This window comes from Streptococcus oralis (genome assembly GCF_023110435.1).
Taxonomy (GTDB): domain Bacteria; phylum Bacillota; class Bacilli; order Lactobacillales; family Streptococcaceae; genus Streptococcus; species Streptococcus oralis_CF.
This window is the reverse complement of the sequence record NZ_JALDWB010000001.1, coordinates 795,696-811,658: the sequence shown is the minus strand read 5'-3', so window position 1 is coordinate 811,658 and position 15,963 is coordinate 795,696. Positions and strand designations below refer to the sequence as shown.

At 42.8% G+C, this 15,963-nt stretch carries 17 protein-coding genes; 16 read left to right on the top strand and 1 reads right to left on the bottom strand.

The genetic code is table 11. The annotated features are described in order from the left end of the window. Window positions 1-6: 6 nt before the first annotated feature. Entirely contained in the window at window positions 7-1,662 is a 1,656-nt protein-coding gene (gene pavA, locus M1F97_RS04055) for an Rqc2 family fibronectin-binding protein PavA (protein ID WP_247944277.1), read from the bottom strand. A 104-nt stretch (window positions 1,663-1,766) separates the two neighbouring features. Between pavA and ybeY the strand changes: the two genes are divergently transcribed. The 16 genes from ybeY to M1F97_RS03975 all read left to right on the top strand — a co-directional run bounded on the left by ybeY (window position 1,767) and on the right by M1F97_RS03975 (window position 15,958). Beyond that, window positions 1,767-2,264, top strand: a complete 498-nt coding sequence (ybeY, locus tag M1F97_RS04050) for an rRNA maturation RNase YbeY (RefSeq protein ID WP_247944276.1) — start codon at window positions 1,767-1,769, stop codon at window positions 2,262-2,264. Continuing rightward, window positions 2,245-2,640: a diacylglycerol kinase family protein gene (locus M1F97_RS04045; protein ID WP_247944275.1), complete on the top strand. Its 396-nt coding sequence runs from the start codon at window positions 2,245-2,247 to the stop codon at window positions 2,638-2,640. The genes ybeY and M1F97_RS04045 overlap by 20 nt, the downstream gene beginning before the upstream one ends. 16 nt (window positions 2,641-2,656) lie before the next feature. Then, entirely contained in the window at window positions 2,657-3,556 is a 900-nt protein-coding gene (gene era / locus M1F97_RS04040) for a GTPase Era (RefSeq protein WP_139689864.1), read from the top strand. A gap of 48 nt (window positions 3,557-3,604) precedes the next feature. Further along, the gene (mutM, locus tag M1F97_RS04035; RefSeq protein WP_247944274.1) at window positions 3,605-4,429 is read left to right on the top strand and encodes a DNA-formamidopyrimidine glycosylase; all 825 of its coding nucleotides are present in this window, start codon (window positions 3,605-3,607) and stop codon (window positions 4,427-4,429) included. Continuing rightward, a complete protein-coding gene (gene coaE / locus M1F97_RS04030; protein ID WP_247944273.1) occupies window positions 4,429-5,034 on the top strand; it encodes a dephospho-CoA kinase in 606 nt (201 codons plus the stop codon). The genes mutM and coaE overlap by 1 nt, the downstream gene beginning before the upstream one ends. Further along, window positions 5,021-6,220, top strand: a complete 1,200-nt coding sequence (locus M1F97_RS04025; RefSeq protein ID WP_247944272.1) for a multidrug efflux MFS transporter — start codon at window positions 5,021-5,023, stop codon at window positions 6,218-6,220. Before coaE ends, M1F97_RS04025 begins: the two co-directional genes overlap by 14 nt. Next, a complete protein-coding gene (rpmG, locus tag M1F97_RS04020) occupies window positions 6,220-6,369 on the top strand; it encodes a 50S ribosomal protein L33 (RefSeq protein WP_001809104.1) in 150 nt (49 codons plus the stop codon). Before M1F97_RS04025 ends, rpmG begins: the two co-directional genes overlap by 1 nt. A 39-nt stretch (window positions 6,370-6,408) precedes the next feature. Next, entirely contained in the window at window positions 6,409-6,642 is a 234-nt protein-coding gene (gene secG / locus M1F97_RS04015) for a preprotein translocase subunit SecG (RefSeq protein WP_000282517.1), read from the top strand. Between the two features lie 95 nt (window positions 6,643-6,737). Beyond that, window positions 6,738-9,092, top strand: a complete 2,355-nt coding sequence (gene rnr / locus M1F97_RS04010; protein WP_247944271.1) for a ribonuclease R — start codon at window positions 6,738-6,740, stop codon at window positions 9,090-9,092. Beyond that, a complete protein-coding gene (gene smpB, locus M1F97_RS04005) occupies window positions 9,055-9,522 on the top strand; it encodes an SsrA-binding protein SmpB (protein WP_247944270.1) in 468 nt (155 codons plus the stop codon). The genes rnr and smpB overlap by 38 nt, the downstream gene beginning before the upstream one ends. Before the next feature lie 13 nt (window positions 9,523-9,535). Further along, window positions 9,536-10,396, top strand: a complete 861-nt coding sequence (gene tehB / locus M1F97_RS04000) for an SAM-dependent methyltransferase TehB (RefSeq protein WP_247944269.1) — start codon at window positions 9,536-9,538, stop codon at window positions 10,394-10,396. Between the two features lie 176 nt (window positions 10,397-10,572). Beyond that, window positions 10,573-11,721 carry a hypothetical protein gene (locus M1F97_RS03995; protein WP_247944268.1) on the top strand — a complete coding sequence of 383 codons (1,149 nt, stop codon included), beginning with the start codon at window positions 10,573-10,575 and terminating at the stop codon, window positions 11,719-11,721. A 74-nt stretch (window positions 11,722-11,795) separates the two neighbouring features. Then, window positions 11,796-12,752, top strand: a complete 957-nt coding sequence (locus M1F97_RS03990) for a competence protein CoiA (RefSeq protein WP_247944267.1) — start codon at window positions 11,796-11,798, stop codon at window positions 12,750-12,752. Between the two features lie 18 nt (window positions 12,753-12,770). Then, window positions 12,771-14,573, top strand: coding sequence for an oligoendopeptidase F (pepF, locus tag M1F97_RS03985; RefSeq protein WP_247944266.1), 1,803 nt, complete (start codon window positions 12,771-12,773; stop codon window positions 14,571-14,573). A 1-nt stretch (window position 14,574) separates the two neighbouring features. Next, a complete protein-coding gene (locus M1F97_RS03980) occupies window positions 14,575-15,288 on the top strand; it encodes an O-methyltransferase (protein WP_247944265.1) in 714 nt (237 codons plus the stop codon). A 46-nt stretch (window positions 15,289-15,334) separates the two neighbouring features. Continuing rightward, the gene (locus M1F97_RS03975) at window positions 15,335-15,958 is read left to right on the top strand and encodes a recombinase family protein (protein WP_247944264.1); all 624 of its coding nucleotides are present in this window, start codon (window positions 15,335-15,337) and stop codon (window positions 15,956-15,958) included. Window positions 15,959-15,963 lie beyond the last annotated feature (5 nt).

Sequence of the window (15,963 nt, the reverse complement as noted above, 5' to 3'; positions counted from 1 at the left end):
GTGGAATCAGGATTTTTTCATAGATGCGATTTTTTCTGGATCTGGTGTAACGCGGAGGGTCTTTTGTCCTGTGTAGGTTACAAAACCGGGTTTGCCACCAGTTGGTTTGTTGAGTTTTTTGATTTCTATCATGTCTACTTGAACTAGATTAGACAGGCGCCCTTTGGAGAAGTAGGCAGCTAGCTCCGCTGCGTCTGTCTTGACTTCGTCAGAAGGATTGAGATTTCCTGAGATGACGACATGACTTCCAGGAATGTCCTTGGCATGGAACCAAAGTTCCTCCTTGCGGGCCATTTTAAAGGTCAATTCCTCATTTTGAAGATTGTTTCGACCGACATAGATGATGGTTTTGCCATCGCTAGCCAGATACTGTTCTGGTTTTTTACGTTTCTGGATTTTCTCTCGTTGTCTTCTTCGGATGAAGCCTGTTTGGATCAATTCTTCACGGATTTCAGCAATTTCTTCTAGTCCAGCTTGGTTGAGGACGGTCTCCACACTTTCCAGATAGAGAATTGTTGCCTTGGTTTCTTCAATCAGCTCAGTCAAGTATTTGACAGCTTCTTTGAGTTTCTGGTAACGTTTGAAATAGCGTTGGGCATTCTGGCTGGGAGTCAAGGCCTTATCAAGCGTGATGGTGATAGGCTGATTCGTGTAGTAATTATCCAAGACTACCTGATCTTGGTCATTAGGTACTTGATGAAGGAAGGTTGTCAGCAATTCACCCTTTTGGCGAAATTCCTCAGCATTGTCTGTTGCCAATAACTCTTTTTCTTGTTTTTGGAGTTTGTGACGGTTTTTCTGAAGTTCATTTTCAACACGACGAATCAGTTCACTGGCTTGCTGTTTGACGCGGTCGCGTTCAGCCTTGTCCTTATAGTAGGTGTCCAGCAAGTCAGAAAGGCTGGCAAAAGGCCCTCCTACACGATTCGCAAAAGGAACTGGACTGAAGGAAGTCTCTGTTAAGCATGGCTTGGTTTCTTGACTGAAAAAGTTACGGAAAGTGGATAGTTTGTCACTAACCAATAGACTTTCCAGTTCGTTTGCCGTATCTCGTCCTAGACCTTGAAAGAGACTTTGAAGATTTTTGGCTGTTAGCTCTTGGGTCTGCAGGATTTCAAAGAGCTTTTCATCCTTGACAGTAAAAGGATTGAGCGATTCTGTACTTGGCGGAGCGATATAGGTCGAGCCTGGTAGTAAGGTGCGGTAGCTATTTTGTGAAAAGCCAACGTGTTTGATAACTTCGAGGATTTTATGGCTACTTTTATCTACGAGGAGAATATTGCTGTGTTTACCCATGATTTCGATAATTAAGGTAGCCTGGATATGGTCTCCAATTTCGTTTTTATTAGAAACCGTGATTTCCACGATACGGTCATTTTCGATTTGTTCAATTGACTCAATCAGAGCACCCTGCAAATACTTTCTCAAAACCATGATAAAAGTAGAAGGTTGGGCTGGATTTTCAAAAGTCGTTTGGGTCAGCTGAATTCGTCCAAAAACGGGATGGGCAGAAAGGAGCAGGCGATGGCTTTGGCGATTGCTGCGGATTTGCAAGACCAACTCTTGTTCAAAAGGCTGATTGATTTTCTGGATGCGACCATTGACTAACTCTCTTCGCAATTCCTCAACCATGTGGTGTAAAAAAAATCCGTCAAATGACATCGTTCTCTCCTTGTGATTGTATTCAATAGTATTATATCAAAAAGGTAGAATAAAATCATAGAAATATGGTATAATAAAGCCAAGTAAAGAGAATCGAGAAGCACATGTATATTGAAATGGTGGATGAAACCGGTCAAGTTTCACAAGAAATTTTGCAACAAACCCAAGACATTTTGGAATTTGCAGCCCAAAAAATCGGAAAAGAAGACAAGGAAATGGCAGTTACTTTTGTGACCAATGAGCGTAGCCACGAACTCAACCTTGAGTACCGTGATACGGATCGTCCGACAGATGTCATCAGCCTTGAGTATAAACCAGAATTGGACATTTCCTTTGACGAAGAGGATTTACTTGAAAATCCAGAATTAGCAGAGATGATGTCTGAGTTTGATGCCTACATTGGGGAATTGTTCATCTCTATCGATAAGGCTCATGAGCAGGCTGAGGAATATGGTCACAGCTTTGAGCGTGAGATGGGCTTCTTGGCAGTACACGGCTTTTTACATATCAACGGCTATGATCACTACACTCCGGAAGAAGAAGCGGAGATGTTCGGTTTACAAGAAGAAATTTTGACAGCCTATGGACTCACAAGACAATAAACGAAAATGGAAAAATCGTGACCTGATATCCAGTTTAGAATTTGCTTTGACAGGTATTTTTACCGCCATCAAGGAAGAACGCAATATGCGAAAACATGCAGTGACGGCTCTGGTAGTCATCCTTGCAGGTTTTGTTTTTCAGGTGTCACGGATCGAATGGCTCTTTCTCCTAATGAGCATTTTCTTGGTAGTAGCATTTGAAATTATTAACTCTGCTATCGAAAATGTGGTGGATCTAGCCAGTCACTATCACTTTTCAATGTTAGCGAAGAAAGCCAAGGACATGGCGGCTGGTGCCGTACTTGTGGTTTCCCTTCTTGCTGCGGTGATTGGTGCACTTATCTTTCTCCCACGCATTTGGGATTTATTATTTTAAAGATTAAGAGGAAATTATGACATTTAAATCAGGCTTTGTAGCCATTTTAGGACGTCCCAATGTTGGGAAGTCAACCTTTTTGAATCACGTCATGGGGCAAAAGATTGCCATTATGAGTGACAAGGCGCAAACAACGCGCAATAAAATCATGGGGATTTACACCACGGATAAGGAACAAATCGTTTTTATCGACACACCAGGGATTCACAAGCCTAAAACAGCTCTTGGAGATTTTATGGTGGAATCTGCCTACAGTACCCTTCGTGAAGTGGATACTGTTCTATTCATGGTGCCAGCTGATGAGCCACGTGGTAAGGGCGACGATATGATTATCGAGCGTCTGAAAGCTGCCAAGGTTCCTGTGATTCTGGTGGTGAATAAGATTGACAAGGTCCATCCAGACCAGCTTTTGTCTCAGATTGATGACTTCCGTAACCAGATGGACTTTAAGGAAATTGTTCCTATCTCAGCCCTTCAAGGAAATAACGTTTCTCGTCTAATTGACATCCTTAGTGAAAATCTTGAGGAAGGGTTCCAGTATTTCCCAGCTGATCAAATCACAGATCATCCTGAGCGTTTCTTGGTTTCAGAGATGATTCGTGAGAAAGTCTTGCACCTAACGCGTGAAGAAATCCCTCACTCAGTCGCAGTAGTGGTCGACTCTATGAAGCGTGATGAAGAGACCGACAAGGTTCATATCCGGGCAACCATCATGGTCGAGCGTGATAGCCAAAAGGGTATCATCATCGGAAAAGGTGGCGTCATGCTCAAGAAAATTGGGACCATGGCTCGTCGTGATATAGAACTCATGCTAGGGGACAAGGTCTTCCTAGAAACTTGGGTCAAGGTCAAGAAAAACTGGCGTGATAAAAAGCTAGATTTGGCTGACTTTGGCTATAATGAAAAAGAATACTAAGTAGAGGTGGGCTCATGCCTGCTTCTTGTTTTTACAGAAGGAGGATTTATGCCTGAATTACCAGAGGTTGAAACGGTTCGTCGTGGCTTAGAAAAATTGATCTTGGGAAAGAAGATTTCTAATATAGAGATTGCTTATCCCAAGATGATTAAGACGGATTTGGACGAGTTTCAAAAGGAAGTGCCTGGTCAGATTGTTGAGTCAATGGGACGTCGTGGAAAATATTTGCTTTTCTACCTGACAGATAAGGTCTTGATTTCCCATCTGCGAATGGAAGGTAAGTATTTTTACTATCCAGACCAGGTACCTGAACGCAAGCATGCCCACGTCTTCTTCCAGTTTGAAGATGGAGGCACGCTTGTTTATGAGGATGTACGCAAGTTTGGCACTATGGAACTGCTGGCACCCGACCTATTGGAAGCCTACTTTGTTTCTAAAAAATTAGGGCCTGAGCCAAGAGAGAAGGACTTTGATTTGCTGACCTTCCAAGCTGCTCTAGCCAAATCTAAAAAGCCTATCAAATCCCACCTCCTAGACCAGACCTTGGTAGCTGGACTTGGCAATATCTATGTGGATGAGGTTCTCTGGCGTGCTCAGGTCCATCCAGCTAGACCTTCCCAGACTTTGACGTTAGAAGAAGCGTCAGCTATACATAACCAGACCATTGCTGTTTTGGGACAGGCTGTTGAAAAAGGCGGATCAACCATTCGGACCTATACCAATGCTTTTGGTGAAGACGGAACCATGCAGGATTTTCATCAGGTCTATGATAAGACTGGTCAAGCATGTTCACGTTGTGGCACCATCATTGAGAAATTCCAGCTCGGTGGACGAGGAACTCATTTTTGTTCCCAGTGTCAAAGGAGGGACTGATGGGAAAAATCATCGGAATCACAGGAGGCATTGCTTCGGGTAAATCAACTGTGACAACTTATCTGCGACAGCAAGGCTTTCAAGTGGTGGATGCCGACGCAGTTGTCCACCAACTACAAAAACCTGGTGGGCGTCTATATCAGGTCTTAGTTCAGCACTTTGGGCAGGAAATTCTCTTAGAAAATGGAGAACTCAATCGTCCTCTCCTAGCTAGTCTCATCTTTTCACATCCTGAGGAGCAGGAATGGTCTAAGCAAACACAAGGAGAGATTATTCGTGAGGAACTGGCAGCATTGCGAGACCAGTTGGCCCGGACAGAAACGATTTTTTTCATGGATATTCCCTTGCTTTTTGAACAGGGATATGCCAACTGGTTTGATGAAACGTGGCTGATTTATGTGGATCGAGATATCCAATTAGAACGTTTCATGAAACGGGATCGACTTTCTAAGGATTTAGCTGAATCTCGACTTTCGGCCCAGTGGTCTTTAGAAGTAAAAAAGGGCTTGGCGACTCACGTCCTAGATAACAATGGCAGTCGTGATCAGCTTGTGAGTCAAGTAGTGAAGTTACTTGAAGGAGGCGATAGCTGTGCAAGAGATTAGTTGGAAAGATAATCTTCGTGTCGCCTGGTTTGGGAGTTTTTTAACTGGGGCTAGTATATCCTTAGTCGTCCCTTTTATGCCTATCTTTGTAGAGCAGTTGGGAATCGAAAGGAATCAAGTTGTTTTCTATGCTGGATTAGCCATCTCAATTTCGGCTGTTTCAGCAGCTTTGATTTCCCCGATCTGGGGTATCCTTGCTGACAAGTACGGTCGAAAACCCATGATGATTCGAGCTGGACTTGCTATGACCATCACCATGGGAGGCTTGGCATTTGTTCCAAATATCTATTGGTTAATCTTTCTTAGATTACTAAATGGTGTATTTACAGGTTTCGTACCAAATGCGACGGCTTTAATAGCCAGTCAAGTTCCTAAGGATAAGTCGGGCTATGCTTTGGGGACTTTATCAACTGGAGTAGTAGCTGGAACCCTAACGGGCCCCTTTGTGGGGGGCTTGATTGCTGAAATTTTTGGTATTCGCAATGTTTTTTTATTGGTAGGTGGCTTCTTGTTTTTGGCTGCGATCTTAACCATTTTCTTCATCAGGGAAGATTTTCAACCAGTAGCTAAGGAGAAAGCAATACCAACAAAGGAGTTGTTCGGTTCAATCAAGCACTCTCATCTTTTGATTAATCTGTTTTTAACTAGTTTTGTCATTCAATTTTCAGCTCAATCAATTGGACCAATTCTGGCTCTCTATGTGCGGGACTTAGGGCAGACCGAGAATCTCCTCTTTGTATCTGGTTTGATAGTATCCAGTATGGGATTTTCCAGTATGATGAGTGCTGGAGTGATGGGAAAACTAGGGGATAAGGTGGGAAATCATAGACTTTTAGTTGCAGCGCAGATTTATTCAATTATCATTTATCTTCTTTGTGCCCATGCAACCAGCCCCCTCCAACTTGGCTTATATCGTTTTCTATTTGGTTTGGGAACGGGTGCTCTGATACCAGGTGTTAATGCATTGCTTAGTAAGATGACTCCCAAAGTAGGCATTTCAAGAATTTTTGCCTTTAACCAAGTCTTTTTCTACCTTGGGGGTGTTGTTGGTCCCATGACTGGTTCAGCAGTAGCAGGGCAATTTGGCTACCACTCTGTTTTTTATGCGACAGCAGCCTGTGTGGCTTTCAGTTGTTTATTTAACTTAGTTCAATTTAGATCATTATTAAAAGTAAAGGAAATCTAGTGCGAGTAAAAATTAATCTCAAATGCTCCTCTTGTGGCAGTATTAATTATCTAACCAGTAAGAACTCCAAAACCCATCCAGACAAGATTGAGGTTTTAAAGTATTGTCCCAAGGAAAGAAAAGTAACCCTACATCTTGAATCTAAGTAGAATTTATGGTAAAATAATAGGGATTTTAAGGAGTTTGATATGTACAACCTATTATTAACCATTTTATTAGTGTTATCTGTTGTGATTGTGATTGCTATTTTCATGCAACCAACTAAGAACCAATCCAGCAATGTATTTGATGCCAGCTCGGGTGATTTGTTTGAACGTAGTAAAGCGCGTGGTTTTGAAGCTGTGATGCAACGTTTGACAGGTATTTTAGTCTTTTTCTGGCTAGCCATTGCCTTAGCATTGACAGTATTATCAAGTAGATAAGAAATGGGCGAGACTAGGTCTTAGCCTATTTTTATTTTTAATGACACTTATAAAGTTATCACTCAAAAAGAATTATAAAAATCTAGAAAGAAAACATGAAAGATAAAATAAAAGAATATTTGCAAGAGAAGGGGCGAGTGACGGTAAATGACCTAGCTCAGGCTCTCGGAAAGGATGGGTCCAAGGATTTCCGTGAGTTGATTAAAACCCTGTCTCTGATGGAAAGAAAGCACCAGATTCGTTTTGAAGATGATGGTAGCCTTGCCTTGGACCAGAAGAAGAAACATGAAATTACCCTCAAAGGGGTTTTTCATGCCCATAAAAATGGCTTCGGCTTTGTTAGTATAGAAGGGGAAGAGGACGACCTTTTTGTAGGAAAAAACGATGTCAACTATGCTATTGATGGTGATAGCGTTGAGGTAGTCATCAAGAAAGTCGCTGACCGTAACAAGGGAACAGCAGCAGAAGCCAAAATTATCGATATTCTAGAACATAGCCTGACGACGGTTGTCGGTCAAATCGTTCTGGATCAGGAAAAGCCCAAGTATGCGGGCTACATCCGTTCAAAAAATCAAAAAATCAGCCAACCAATCTATGTGAAGAAACCAGCTCTTAAGTTGGAGGGGACAGAAGTTCTCAAGGTCTTTATCGACAAATACCCAAGTAAGAAACATGATTTCTTTGTCGCTAGTGTACTGGACGTGGTAGGACACTCGACTGATGCTGGGATTGATGTCCTTGAAGTCTTAGAGTCCATGGATATTGTTTCAGAATTTCCAGAAGCTGTTCTCAAGGAGGCGGAAAGTGTGCCTGATGCTCCATCAGAAAAGGATATGGAAGGGCGTCTGGACCTGAGAGATGAGCTTACCTTCACCATTGACGGCGCGGATGCCAAGGACTTGGACGACGCAGTTCACATCAAGCCTTTGAAAAATGGCAATATGGAACTCGGAGTTCACATCGCGGATGTTTCCTACTATGTGACCGAGGGTTCAGCCCTCGACAAGGAGGCCCTTAACCGCGCGACTTCTGTCTACGTGACAGACCGTGTGGTGCCAATGCTTCCAGAGCGTTTGTCAAATGGCATCTGCTCTCTCAATCCTCAAGTCGATCGCTTGACCCAGTCTGCTATTATGGAAATTGATAAACATGGTCGTGTGGTTAATTACACCATTACACAAACGGTTATCAAGACAAGTTTCCGTATGACCTATAGCGCTGTCAATGATATCCTAGCAGGTGACGAGGAAAAAAGACAAGAGTTTAAGAAAATTGTTCCAAGTATCGAACTCATGGCTAAGCTCCATGAAACGCTAGAAAGCATGCGTGAGAAACGTGGTGCCCTTAATTTTGATACCAGTGAAGCTAAGATTTTAGTGGATAAAAAAGGTAAGCCTGTGGATATCGTTCTTCGCCAACGTGGCATTGCAGAGCGCATAATTGAGTCCTTCATGTTGATTGCTAATGAAACGGTTGCCGAGCACTTTAGCAAGCTGGAGTTGCCTTTCATCTATCGAATTCACGAGGAGCCCAAGGCTGAAAAAGTTCAGAAGTTTATTGATTATGCTTCGAGCTTTGGTTTGCGGATTTATGGAACTGCCAGTGAAATTAGCCAGGAGGTGCTTCAAGACATCATGCGTGCTGTTGAGGGAGAACCCTATGCGGATGTATTGTCCATGATGCTTCTTCGCTCTATGCAACAGGCTCGCTACTCAGAGCACAATCATGGTCACTATGGCCTTGCTGCAGACTATTACACTCACTTTACTAGCCCCATTCGCCGTTATCCAGATCTCCTTGTCCACCGTATGATTCGGGACTATGGGCGTTCCAAGGAAATAGCAGAGCATTTTGAACAAGTGATTCCAGAGATTGCAACCCAGTCTTCCAACCGTGAGCGTCGTGCCATCGAGGCTGAGCGTGAAGTCGAAGCCATGAAAAAGGCTGAGTACATGGAAGAATATGTTGGTGAAGAGTACGACGCAGTTGTATCCAGCATTGCCAAGTTCGGTCTTTTCGTCGAATTGCCAAATACAGTTGAAGGCTTGATTCACATCACCAATTTGCCTGAATTTTATCATTTCAATGAGCGTGACTTGACCCTGCGTGGGGAGAAATCAGGCACAACTTTCCGTGTAGGACAGCAGATTCGCATACGGGTTGAAAGAGCCGATAAGATGACAGGTGAGATTGATTTCTCTTATATTCCAAGTGAATTTGATGTCATTGAAAAAGGCTTGAAACAGTCTAATCGCAGTGACAGAGGTCGTGGTTCAAATCGTCGTTCGGACAAGAAAGAAGATAAGAGAAAATCAGGGCGCTCAAATGATAAGCACAAGCATTCACAAAAAGATAAGAAGAAAAAGGGAAAGAAACCTTTTTACAAAGAAGTAGCTAAGAAAGGAGCCAAGCATGGCAAAGGGCGAGGGAAGGGTCGTCGCACAAAATAAAAAGGCGCACCACGACTATACAATCGTAGATACGCTTGAAGCAGGAATGGTCCTGACTGGAACGGAAATCAAGAGCGTTCGAGCAGCTCGAATCAATCTCAAGGACGGCTTTGCCCAAGTAAAAAATGGGGAAGTCTGGCTGAGCAATGTTCATATCGCCCCTTACGAAGAGGGGAATATCTGGAACCAGGAACCTGAACGCCGCCGCAAACTCCTGCTCCATAAGAAGCAAATTCAAAAACTGGAACAGGAAACCAAAGGGACAGGAATGACCCTTGTTCCCCTCAAAGTCTATATTAAAGATGGCTATGCCAAGCTTCTTTTAGGACTTGCTAAAGGGAAACATGACTATGACAAACGGGAGTCAATCAAGCGTCGTGAACAAAACCGCGACATCGCGCGTGTCATAAAAGCTGTCAACCAGCGATAAAAGAGGAAGTAAAATGGAAAAATTAATTGCCTATAAACGGATGCCCTTATGGAATAAACAGACCATGCCAGAAATTGTCCAGCAAAAACACAATACCAAGGTCGGGACTTGGGGAAAAATCACTGTCTTGAAGGGGACACTCAAGTTTATTGAGTTGACTGAAGATGGTGAGGTTCTAGCTGAGCACCTCTTTGAGGCAGGAGCAGACAACCCTATGGCACAACCACAAGCCTGGCACCGAGTAGAGGCTGCGACAGATGATGTAGAGTGGTACTTGGAATTTTATTGTAAACCTGAAGATTATTTCTCTAAGAAATACCAGACCAATCCAGTCCATTCAGAGGTCCTAGAGGCTATGCAGACGGTGAAACCTGGAAGAGCCTTGGATTTGGGTTGTGGTCAGGGGCGTAACTCTCTCTTTCTCGCACAGAATGGTTTTGATGTGACAGCTGTGGATCAAAATGAATTGTCCCTTGAAATCTTGCAAAGCATTGTGGAACAAGAGGATCTAGACATGCCTGTCGGACTTTATGATATCAATTCAGCCAGCATTAGCCAAGACTATGATTTCATCGTATCGACAGTTGTTCTGATGTTCTTACAAGCGGACCGCATTCCAGCTATTATCCAAAATATGCAGGAGCACACCACGGTCGGTGGTTACAATCTTATCGTCTGTGCCATGGATACGGAGGATTATCCTTGCTCAGTCAACTTCCCATTCACCTTTAAAGAAGGGGAGTTGGCGGACTATTACCAGGATTGGGAATTGATTAAGTACAATGAAAATCCAGGCCATCTGCACCGTCGTGATGAAAATGGCAATCGCATTCAACTACGCTTTGCGACCATGTTAGCTAAAAAAGTCAAGTAAATCAAACATATACAAGCGAATAGAAACCGCTTTGCAAGGTTTCTATTCTTTTTGTTTGCGTTGGTTGATTGGGGCGAGCAGGATTTTATGCTATACTAGAAGTAGAAAAAGCGAGCAGTAGAAGTGCGTTACTGTCTCTTTCAGCGCAAGAAGTTGTATATGATGGAGGTGATCCAATGACGAGTCTTTTGGTGGAGCTGTATGATCGGCATGTATTGGAAAAGAATGTCTACCAAGCCTTTATCAGTGATTGTGACGAGATTCTTTTTCTATCTTTGACGAAAATAAGCAATGAAGAGAAACTCTCCCTCCGTCAGTTTATCATGGATGAGGTGCCTCATATCCAACGAGTGACCTTTCGTCAGTTATCCTTAGAACAACTAGCGGACCAGTTAGATTATTGCCTAGCAGGTTATGACCAGGTTCTTCTTGATGTTTTTGGCGGGGATTCGCTACTAGCCTTATCTCTCTATCAATACGGCTTGGATCGGGACCTCTCCATTGTTGCCATGGATGTCGAACGAGGAAAACAATATAAGTGGGTAGCCGGTCAGTTAGAAAAAGAAGATTTGGACATTCCAACTTTAAGCATCCAACAGTTGATAGCCTTGCGTGGTGGGAAAATGCTCAAATCAAAACGCCCTATCCACTCAGCTCAGCAAATTGCAGCCATCAAAAAGCTAGCCAGCTCTGCCATTTCCAATCCTGCCAACTGGTATCAAGTGACCCAATTTTTCTCTCTAGCAAAGACTAATGATCTGCATGCTGAAACTGAAAAGATACTGGAAAACAACGGCAAGTATTATCACTATCCAGAATCCCTTATCCCCTTACTTGTGGAAGCGGGGATGCTTTGTATTGAAAGCGAGGACAAAGAGCGAGTAAGCTACAGTTTTCCAAGTCAAGAAGCTCAGGTCTTTTGTCGCAATAAGGGGCATATTTTAGAGGTATATCTCTATCTCTTGGCGCTTGAATCCCAGCTGTTTGATGAGTGCATGATAGGTGGTGAGATTGATTGGAATGGCATCTTTCCAGAGGCGGACAATGTTCAAAATGAGATTGATGTCATTCTGAGAAAGGGACGCTCGATTACCTTTATCTCTTGCAAGATGACAGATTTATCAGTTGAAGCCATCAACGAACTAGAAGTCTATGCCAATCATTTTGCTGGGGAGAGTTGCCTCAAGTTAATTGTCTGTACGGGGAAAATCAATCCTGTTTATGCCAATCGTTGCCAGGAATATGGTGTGCTGGTCATTAGGAGTGAACAGATTCCCAATCTCATTCCCATGCTGAAAAAATACTCTAAGAGGTTTAAAAGGTAGAAAAGCAATATGAAAGACTGGAATTCCAGTCTTTTTTACTTCATTTTCGAATAGAAAAGAAAAGGAGGTAGTCCATGTTTGTAGCCAGAGATGCCAAGGGAAATTTGGTAAATGCCCTCGAAAAGGACGTGACTAAGCAAGATTATACTTGTCCAGCCTGTGGGGGCAGACTACGATTACGTCAAGGACAGAGCATTCGAACGCATTTTGCTCATGAATCTTTAAGAGATTGCATGGCTATTTTTGAGAATGAAAGTTCAGAACACTTGGGCAACAAAGAGGTCCTTTATCACTGGGCCAAGAAAGACAATCAGGTTGCCGTAGAATATAGTCTGCCTGCGATTCAGCAGATTGCGGATGTTCTTGTAAATGAGAAACTAGCTCTGGAGGTCCAGTGCAGTCCCTTGTCTCAAAAGCTTTTATGCGATAGAAGTCAAGGCTACCGTAGTCAGGGCTACCAAGTTATCTGGCTATTGGGAGAAAAACTCTGGTTAAAAGAGAGACTTACACAACTGCAAAGGGGATTTCTCTATTTTAGTCAAAATATGGGTTTCTATGCTTGGGAACTAGATTTCAAAAAGCAAGTTTTGAGACTGAAATATCTTTTACATCAGGACCTACGTGGTAAGCTTCATTTTCAGGTAAAGGAATTTCCCTTTAGTCAAGGAAACCTCTTGGAAATTCTACGATTCCCTTATCAAAAACAAAAGCTAGCTAGTTTTTCAGTTTTTCAAGATTCAACTATCTGTCACTACATTCGCCAACAATTGTACTACCAAACGCCTTACTGGATGAAAAAACAGGAGGAGGCTTATCAACGAGGAGACAATCTATTAAACCGTCAACTAGACGACTGGTATCCCCAGGTCAGACCGATAGAGTCAGGTGATTTTTTGCAGATTGAAACGGATTTGACTAGCTATTATAGAAATTTTCAGGCTTACTATCAAAAAAATCCGAAAAATAATCGCCAAAAGCTTTATCCACCAGCCTTTTATCACTTATATTTTTCAGAAAATGTGATAAAATAGAAAGGATGGAGGAATCTTATGGTATTACAACGACATGAAATAAATGAAAAAGATACATGGGATCTTTCGACAATCTACCCAACAGACCAGGCTTGGGAAGAAGCCTTGAAAGACTTAACTGAAAAAGTACAAACAGCAGCCCAGTATGAGGGACATCTCTTGGACAGCGCGGACAGTTTGCTTGAGATTACAGAATTCTCACTTGACTTGGAACGCCAAGTTGAAAAGCTTTATGTCTATGCACATATGAAAAATGACCAAGACACACGTGAAGCTAAGTATCAGGAGTACTATGCCAAGGCTATGACCTTATACAGTCAGTTAGAACAAGCCTTTTCATTCTATGAACCTGAGTTTATGGAGATTAGCGAAGAGCAGTATACAGCCTTTCTAGAAGCTCAGCCGAAACTCCAAGTATACAAACACTTTTTTGACAAGCTCTTGCAAAAGAAAGACCATGTTCTTTCGCAACGTGAGGAAGAATTGCTTGCTGGAGCAGGAGAAATCTTTGGCTCGGCTAGTGAAACCTTCGCTATTTTGGACAATGCGGATATTAGCTTCCCATATGTCCTTGATGATGAAGGCAAGGAAGTGCAACTCTCACACGGAACTTACATCCGTTTGATGGAGTCTAAAAATCGTGAAGTGCGCCGTGGTGCCTATGAAGCCCTCTATGCGACATACGAGCAATTCCAACACACTTATGCTAAGACTTTGCAGACAAATGTTAAGGTGCAAAACTACCGCGCCAAAGTTCGCAACTATAAGAGCGCTCGCCATGCAGCCCTCGCTGCCAACTTTGTTCCTGAAAGTGTCTATGACAATCTAGTAGCAGCAGTTCGCAAGCATTTGCCACTCTTGCATCGTTACCTTGAACTTCGTTCTAAAATCTTGGGTATTTCAGATCTCAAGATGTACGATGTATACACACCACTATCTTCAGTAGAATACAGCTTTACCTACGAAGAAGCCTTGAAAAAGGCTGAAGAAGCCTTGGCAGTCTTGGGTGACGACTACTTGAGCCGTGTTAAACGGGCCTTTAGTGAGCGTTGGATTGATGTCTATGAAAACCAAGGCAAGCGTTCTGGTGCCTACTCTGGTGGTTCTTACGATACCAATGCCTTCATGCTTCTCAACTGGCAGGATAATCTAGACAATCTCTTTACCCTTGTCCATGAGACTGGTCACAGTATGCACTCCAGCTATACTCGTGAAACTCAACCTTATGTTTACGGAGATTACTCTATCTTTTTGGCAGAGATTGCCTCAACGACCAACGAAAATATCTTGACGGAGAAATTACTGGCAGAAGTAGAAGATGATGCAACTCGCTTTGCTATTCTCAATAACTTCTTGGATGGTTTCCGTGGAACAGTCTTCCGTCAAACTCAATTCGCTGAGTTTGAACATGCTATCCACCAAGCAGACCAAAATGGAGAAGTCTTGACAAGTGATTTCCTGAATAAACTCTATGCTGACTTGAACCAAGAGTACTATGGACTTAGCAAAGAAGACAATCCTGAAATTCAGTACGAATGGGCGCGCATTCCACACTTCTACTATAACTACTACGTATACCAGTATTCGACTGGTTTTGCAGCGGCTTCAGCCTTGGCTGAGAAGATTGTCCATGGTAGTCAGGAAGACCGTGACCGTTATATCGACTACCTCAAGGCAGGTAAGTCAGACTATCCACTCAATGTCATGAGAAAAGCGGGAGTGGATATGGAGAAGGAAGACTATCTCAACGACGCCTTTGCAGTCTTTGAACGCCGCTTGAATGAGTTTGAAGCCTTAGTTGAAAAATTGGGACTAGCTTAAGATGGTAGAATCTTACAGTAAAAATGCCAATCACAATATGCGACGTCCCGTTGTCAAGGAAGAAATCGTAGAGTTCATGCGCCAGCGTCAAAAGCAGGTGACAGGTTCCTTGAAAGAATTGGAAACCTTCGCTCGTAAGGAAAATATTCCCATTATTCCTCATGAAACAGTCGCATATTTCCGTTTTCTCATGGAAAGTCTGCAGCCCAAGAACATTTTGGAGATTGGAACGGCAATTGGCTTTTCTGCCCTCCTGATGGCGGAACATGCACCAAATGCTAAGATTACAACCATTGACCGCAATCCTGAGATGATAGGCTTTGCCAAGGAAAACTTTGCCCAGTTTGACAGTCGTAAGCAAATCACTCTTTTAGAGGGGGACGCAGTTGATGTCCTATCAACCTTGACAGAAACCTATGATTTTGTCTTTATGGATTCGGCCAAGTCCAAATACATCGTCTTTCTGCCTGAAATCCTCAAGCACTTGGAAGTCGGTGGAGTAGTGGTCTTGGATGATATTTTCCAAGGAGGAGATGTTGCCAAGGACATCATGGAAGTCCGCCGTGGTCAGAGAACCATTTACCGTGGTTTGCAAAGACTTTTCGACGCAACTTTGGACAATCCAGCTCTAACAGCAACTCTAGTTCCACTTGGAGACGGCATTCTTATGCTACGAAAGAATGTGGAAAATGTAATTTTGCCAGAAATGAAATAAATAAAAATAGTACAATCCTCCTGTATCAAGTAACAGGAGGATTTTTATGTCTCAAAACATCATCAATATCGGCTATGCACGCGTTTCAACCCATAAGCAAGATTTGGGCTTAGAGGTGCAAATCGAAGCTCTCAAGCATTGTGACCAGCTCTTTATCGAACGTGAATCTGGTTCAAATAATGCACGATCAGAGCTCGAAAAGGCTCTAAAATTGGCCCAAACGCTTTCGAAAAAAGGAATGCAAGTCACTTTCACCATCTACAAGCTTGATAGGCTCACCCGCTCCATGTTTAAATTGCTGAAAATAATCGAGCAGCTCAACGAACATCAAATCCAGCTCATCAGCCTGTATGAAAAGCTGGAAACCGATTCGCTCATTGGTAGGTTACTTTGTATGATTTTAGGATTTGTGGCAGAAAGTGAGCTGGAAAACTTGCGATTTCGTACCCGTGAAGGTCTTCGTAAAGCTAAGGAAAAAGGTGTCAAACTAGGTGCTAAGCGAATTTCGAAAGAGAAGGAGAAGAGAATTATTCAGCAGTATTTGGCAGGTGGATTAAGCATAAGAAAAATTGCAAAAGCAGAACAAATTTCGACCTCAACTATCTATAAAGTCTTGGAACGAAACGATGTGGCCAACAATCGCAAAAAAGTTTCGCAAAATTCTTGCTAAAAACA

What these genes read in the sequence shown, in the direction of transcription:
- pavA (WP_247944277.1), bottom strand. Translation starts at nt 1,662, where the DNA reads ATGTCATTTGACGGATTTTTTTTACACCACATGGTTGAGGAATTGCGA.
- ybeY (WP_247944276.1), top strand. Translation starts at nt 1,767, where the DNA reads ATGTATATTGAAATGGTGGATGAAACCGGTCAAGTTTCACAAGAAATT.
- M1F97_RS04045 (WP_247944275.1), top strand. Translation starts at nt 2,245, where the DNA reads ATGGACTCACAAGACAATAAACGAAAATGGAAAAATCGTGACCTGATA.
- era (WP_139689864.1), top strand. Translation starts at nt 2,657, where the DNA reads ATGACATTTAAATCAGGCTTTGTAGCCATTTTAGGACGTCCCAATGTT.
- mutM (WP_247944274.1), top strand. Translation starts at nt 3,605, where the DNA reads ATGCCTGAATTACCAGAGGTTGAAACGGTTCGTCGTGGCTTAGAAAAA.
- coaE (WP_247944273.1), top strand. Translation starts at nt 4,429, where the DNA reads ATGGGAAAAATCATCGGAATCACAGGAGGCATTGCTTCGGGTAAATCA.
- secG (WP_000282517.1), top strand. Translation starts at nt 6,409, where the DNA reads ATGTACAACCTATTATTAACCATTTTATTAGTGTTATCTGTTGTGATT.
- rnr (WP_247944271.1), top strand. Translation starts at nt 6,738, where the DNA reads ATGAAAGATAAAATAAAAGAATATTTGCAAGAGAAGGGGCGAGTGACG.
- smpB (WP_247944270.1), top strand. Translation starts at nt 9,055, where the DNA reads ATGGCAAAGGGCGAGGGAAGGGTCGTCGCACAAAATAAAAAGGCGCAC.
- tehB (WP_247944269.1), top strand. Translation starts at nt 9,536, where the DNA reads ATGGAAAAATTAATTGCCTATAAACGGATGCCCTTATGGAATAAACAG.
- M1F97_RS03995 (WP_247944268.1), top strand. Translation starts at nt 10,573, where the DNA reads ATGACGAGTCTTTTGGTGGAGCTGTATGATCGGCATGTATTGGAAAAG.
- M1F97_RS03990 (WP_247944267.1), top strand. Translation starts at nt 11,796, where the DNA reads ATGTTTGTAGCCAGAGATGCCAAGGGAAATTTGGTAAATGCCCTCGAA.
- pepF (WP_247944266.1), top strand. Translation starts at nt 12,771, where the DNA reads ATGGTATTACAACGACATGAAATAAATGAAAAAGATACATGGGATCTT.
- M1F97_RS03980 (WP_247944265.1), top strand. Translation starts at nt 14,575, where the DNA reads ATGGTAGAATCTTACAGTAAAAATGCCAATCACAATATGCGACGTCCC.
- M1F97_RS03975 (WP_247944264.1), top strand. Translation starts at nt 15,335, where the DNA reads ATGTCTCAAAACATCATCAATATCGGCTATGCACGCGTTTCAACCCAT.